General features: G+C 77.5%; 2 protein-coding genes and 1 pseudogene. 2 read left to right on the top strand and 1 reads right to left on the bottom strand.

All coding sequences use genetic code 11. From position 1 onward, the window contains the following. Both PYV61_RS21725 and PYV61_RS21720 read left to right on the top strand, forming a co-directional pair. Nucleotides 1–981: hypothetical protein (locus tag PYV61_RS21725; protein ID WP_275835596.1), on the top strand; the 981-nt coding region annotated here is incomplete at its 5' end. 3 nt (nt 982–984) lie between these two features. Continuing rightward, a complete protein-coding gene (locus tag PYV61_RS21720; protein WP_275835594.1) occupies nt 985–1,809 on the top strand; it encodes a substrate-binding domain-containing protein in 825 nt (274 codons plus the stop codon). 452 nt (nt 1,810–2,261) lie between these two features. Here PYV61_RS21720 and PYV61_RS21715 read toward each other — a convergent pair. After that, nucleotides 2,262–3,998: pseudogene (locus PYV61_RS21715) on the bottom strand (ATP-binding protein); the annotation flags it as partial. Nucleotides 3,999–4,166: the final 168 nt, after the last annotated feature.

The following is a 4,166-nucleotide window of genomic DNA, read 5'->3' as shown; positions in this document are numbered from 1 at the left end:
CCGACTCCCGCACCCGCGCCGGCCGCGCAGGACACCGCCGTCGCGGTCCAGGCGGCGCGCGCCGGCGCGGTCGCGAACGGCACCCTCGAGGGGGAGCGCGGCGGGATCCTCGGCCCCAGGGCGGGCGACCGCCACTTCGCGTTCCGGAACGCCGGCAGCAACCTCGACTCGCTCTGGCCGGTGAAGGGGCCGGCGCCGCTCCCGGGCGCGATCCTGCCGAACAAGCGGATCATCGCCTACTACGGCAACCCGAAGTCGACGCGCATGGGGATCCTCGGCGAGTTCCCGCCCGACGAGATGCTCGCCAAGCTGGACGCCGAGGTCGCGGCGTGGACCGCGCTCGACCCCGAGCACCCGGCGCAGCCGGCGCTGCACGTGATCGTGCTGGTGGCCGACCCGCACCCCGGGCCGAGCGGGCGGTACCGCACGCGGCACGACAGCGCGATGATCGAGAAGGTGTACGGCTGGGCGCGGAGCCGGAACGCGCTGATGTTCGTCGACCTGCAGGTCGGGCAGAGCACCCTGCAGTACGAGCTGCCGTGGATCGAGAAGTTCCTCGTCCGCCCCGACGTGCACCTCGGCATCGACCCCGAGTTCTCGATGAAGAACGGCGGCGTGCCCGGGCGCCGGATCGGCACGTACGACGCGGCCGACATCAACTACGCGACGCGCTACCTCGCCGACCTGGTCGAGAAGCACAAGCTGCCGCCCAAGATCCTCGTCGTGCACCGCTTCACGCCGGGCGGCGTGACCAACGCGCGGAAGATCACGCTCGACCCGCGCGTGCAGGTCGTGATGCACATGGACGGCTTCGGCCCGCCCTGGATGAAGCGCGACACGTACTGGCGCGACATCAAGCGCGAGCCGGTGCAGTTCACGGGGTGGAAGCAGTTCACCAAGGCGAAGAACGACCGGCCGCCGACGCCGCGCGCCGACATCCTGCGCCTCTGGCCGGCGCCGCTCTACATCCAGGTGCAGTAGGCGATGCCCAGACGCGGGTGGACGATCGCCGTCGCGGGGGCGCTGCTCGGCGGATGCGCGCGGACTCCCGCGGCGCCCGCGCCGGCCGTGCGCGTCGACGGCTCGCCCGGGGTGATGCCGCTGGCGGCGGCGCTGGGGCTCGCGTACGAGGCGCGGCACCCCGGCGCGCGCGTGGCGATGGGCGCCGGGCTCGGGACCTTCGCGCGCCTCGCCGCGCTGGCCGAGGGGCGGATCGACGTCGCGCTGGCGAGCCAGGGCGTCGACGCCGCGGCGCTGGCGGGGCAGGGGCTGGCCGCGCACGAGGTGGCGAAGGCCGCAGTGGTGTTCGCGGCGCTGGCGGCCGTCGGCGTGTCCGGGCTCACGTCGCGGCAGCTGTGCGACGCCTACGCCGGGCTCCTGACGAGCTGGCGCGCTCTCGGCGGCCCGGCGCAGCCGATCGCGCCGCGCACCCGCCCGCCCGGCGAGGTCGACGGCGACGTGGCGACGGCGGGGGTGCCGTGCCTGCGCGACGCGGCGTCCGCCGGCGGCGTGCGTGCGATCGAGCGGCCCGAGGCGATGGCCGAGGAGCTGGCGACGACGCCGGGCGCGCTCGGGATGACGTCGCTCCCGTTCGTGGAGCGCAGCGGCGGCCGGCTGCGCGCGCTGGCGCGCGAGGCCGGCGCGCCGACGGCCGACGCGGTGCGCGCGGGGCGCTACCCGCTCGTGCGCCGGTCGCTGCTGCTCGCGCGCGCGGCGTCGCCGGCGCACGTCGCGCGCTTCCTGGCGTTCGTCCGCAGCGCCGAGGGCGCGCGGGTCATCGCGGCCGGCGGTGCGGTGCCGGTGCGGTGACGCGTCAGGCGCCGGCGTCGAGCGCCTCGCGCACCGCGGCCGCGAGCGCGCGCGGCAGGTAGGGCTTCTCGAGGAAGCGGTGCCGGCGCTCGACCACGCCGCGCCGCAGCACCTCGTCGGCCGTGTGGCCGGAGGTGAAGAGCACGCGGAGCGACGGGTGGCGGCGCGTCAGGCGGTCGGCCAGCTCGCGCCCGCCCATCCCGGGCATCACCACGTCGGTGACCAGCAGGTCGATCGGCCCGTGGTGCGCGAGCGCCACGCGCACCGCCTCCGCGCCGTCGCGCGCCTGGAGGACGGCGTAGCCCCACTCGCGCAGCGCCCGCGCCGCGATCGCCCGCACGGCGTCGTCGTCCTCGGCGAGGAGCACGGTCTCGCGGCCCCGCGTCCGCTCGGCGGCCGCCGCGGCGGCCGCCGCCGGTCCCCGCCGGCGCGCCGGCCGCTCGCGCCGGGAGCCGCACCTCGAAGCGGCTGCCGCGCCCCGGCTCGCTCTCCACGTGCAGCCGCCCGCCGCTCTGCTGGACGATGCCGTACACCGTCGCCAGCCCGAGCCCCGTGCCGCGCCCGACCTCCTTGGTCGTGAAGAACGGCTCGAAGATGCGCGCCCGCGTGGCGGCGTCCATCCCCACGCCCGTGTCCTCGACCACGAGCGCCACGAACGCGCCGGCCGCCTCCACCTCGCGCGCCGTGCGCAGCGTCAGGCGCCCGCCGTCGGGCATCGCGTCGCGCGCGTTCAGCGCGAGGTTGAGCACCAGCTGCTCCAGCTGGCTCCGGTCCGCCCACACCGCGCCCGCGTCGGGGGCGAGCGCCAGGTCGAGCGCGATGTCGGACGCGATCAGCCGCCGCAGCCACGCGCCGAGCTGGCGCACCACCGCGTTGACGTCGACGGCCTCGGGGCGCAGCACCTGCTGGCGGCTGAACAGCAGGAGCTGGCGCGTCAGCGCGGCGGCGCGCGTCCCGGCGGCGTGCACCTCGGCGAGGTCGGCGCGGCGCGGGTCGACGTCGGCGAACTCCTCGAGCAGCAGGTCGCTGTGGCTGAGGATGATCGTGAGCAGGTTGTTGAAGTCGTGCGCGATGCCGCCCGCCAGCCTCCCCACCGCCTCCATCTTCTGCGCCTGCCGCAGCCGCTCCTCGGTGTCGCGCAGCGCGTCCTCCGCGGCCCGGCGCGCGGTCGCGTCGCGCACCGCCACCAGCGTCGCCGGCCGCCCGTCGAACTCGATCGGCGCCGCCACCAGCTCGCCGTGCACCGTGCTGCCGTCGGGGCGTCGGAACGGGAGCTCCGCCGGCTCGGCGCGCGTGCCGTCGGCGAGGGCCGCGCGCAGGCGCTCGGCGCCCGCCGCCCCCGCGTCGTCGGCCCGCAGGTCGGGGAGCCGCGCGCCCACCAGCGCCGACGGCGCCGCGGCGCCGAACAGCCGCGCCGCCTCGGGGTTGGCGAGCCGGATGCGGTCGGCGTCGTGCACCAGGATCGCGTCGGGCGTCAGCTCCACCAGCCGGCGGTAGCGCTCCTCGCTGTCGCGCACCGCGCCCTGCAGCCGGCCGATCCCCTCGGTCATCGCGTTGAACCGCGTGGCGAGGCGCGCCATCTCGTCGTCGGCGCCCGGCTCCACGCGCGCCGACAGGTCGCCGGCCCCCACGCGGTCGGCGGCGCGCGCCAGCGCGTCCACCGGCGCCAGCACGCGGCGCCCGACGAACTGCACCGCCACCAGCAGCGCCGCGATGAACACGGCGACCGTCGCCCCCGCGCCCGCGTACAGCCGCCCGAGCAGCACGGACTGCCGCGCGCGCTCGCGCTCGTAGTGCGCCTCGCGCAGCGCCAGGAACCGGTCGAGCGCCGAGTGCACCGGCCCCGAGGCCGAGAACAGCGCCTCGGCGGAGGCGCGCGCCGCCGCGGCGTCGCCGCGGTCGCGCGCGTCGAACGCCGCCTGCGCCTGCACCTCGAGCGCCTGGTGCAGCTCCTTGAGGCGCTCGACCTGCAGCCGCTCCTCGCGCGTGAGCGGGCGGAAGAGGTACCCGCGCACCAGCGCGTCCACGCGGCGCCCGCGGGCGCGGAACTGCTCGACGCCCTCGTCGCCCGGGTCGTTCAGGTACGCCGCGGCGTCCACCAGCTGGCGCTCGACCTCGCGCGTGATCGTCGCCGCGTTCTGCTGCTCGGCGAAGAACACGCGCGCCTCGCGGTCGAGCGAGCCGCGCATCCGCGTGGCGGCGAACAGGAGCCCGCCGAGCGCGACGCAGGTGGCGAGCAGCAGCAGCGCCGCGCCGCGCAGGATGGTCGTGCGCAGCGAGCCGCGCGCGGGCGCCGGCGCCGTCACCGCGCGGGGGCGCCGGGCACGCCGTCGGCCCGCGCCTCGGCGAGCAGGTGG

It is taken from the genome of Roseisolibacter sp. H3M3-2 (assembly GCF_029211165.1).
Lineage (GTDB): Bacteria > Gemmatimonadota > Gemmatimonadetes > Gemmatimonadales > Gemmatimonadaceae > Roseisolibacter.
The sequence above is the reverse complement of the archived record's forward strand: the minus strand, read 5'-3'. Positions and strand labels throughout refer to the sequence as shown.

Bases quoted from the DNA above. Each gene is read 5' to 3' on its own strand.
- PYV61_RS21720 (WP_275835594.1), top strand. From the start codon at position 985: ATGCCCAGACGCGGGTGGACGATCGCCGTCGCGGGGGCGCTGCTCGGC.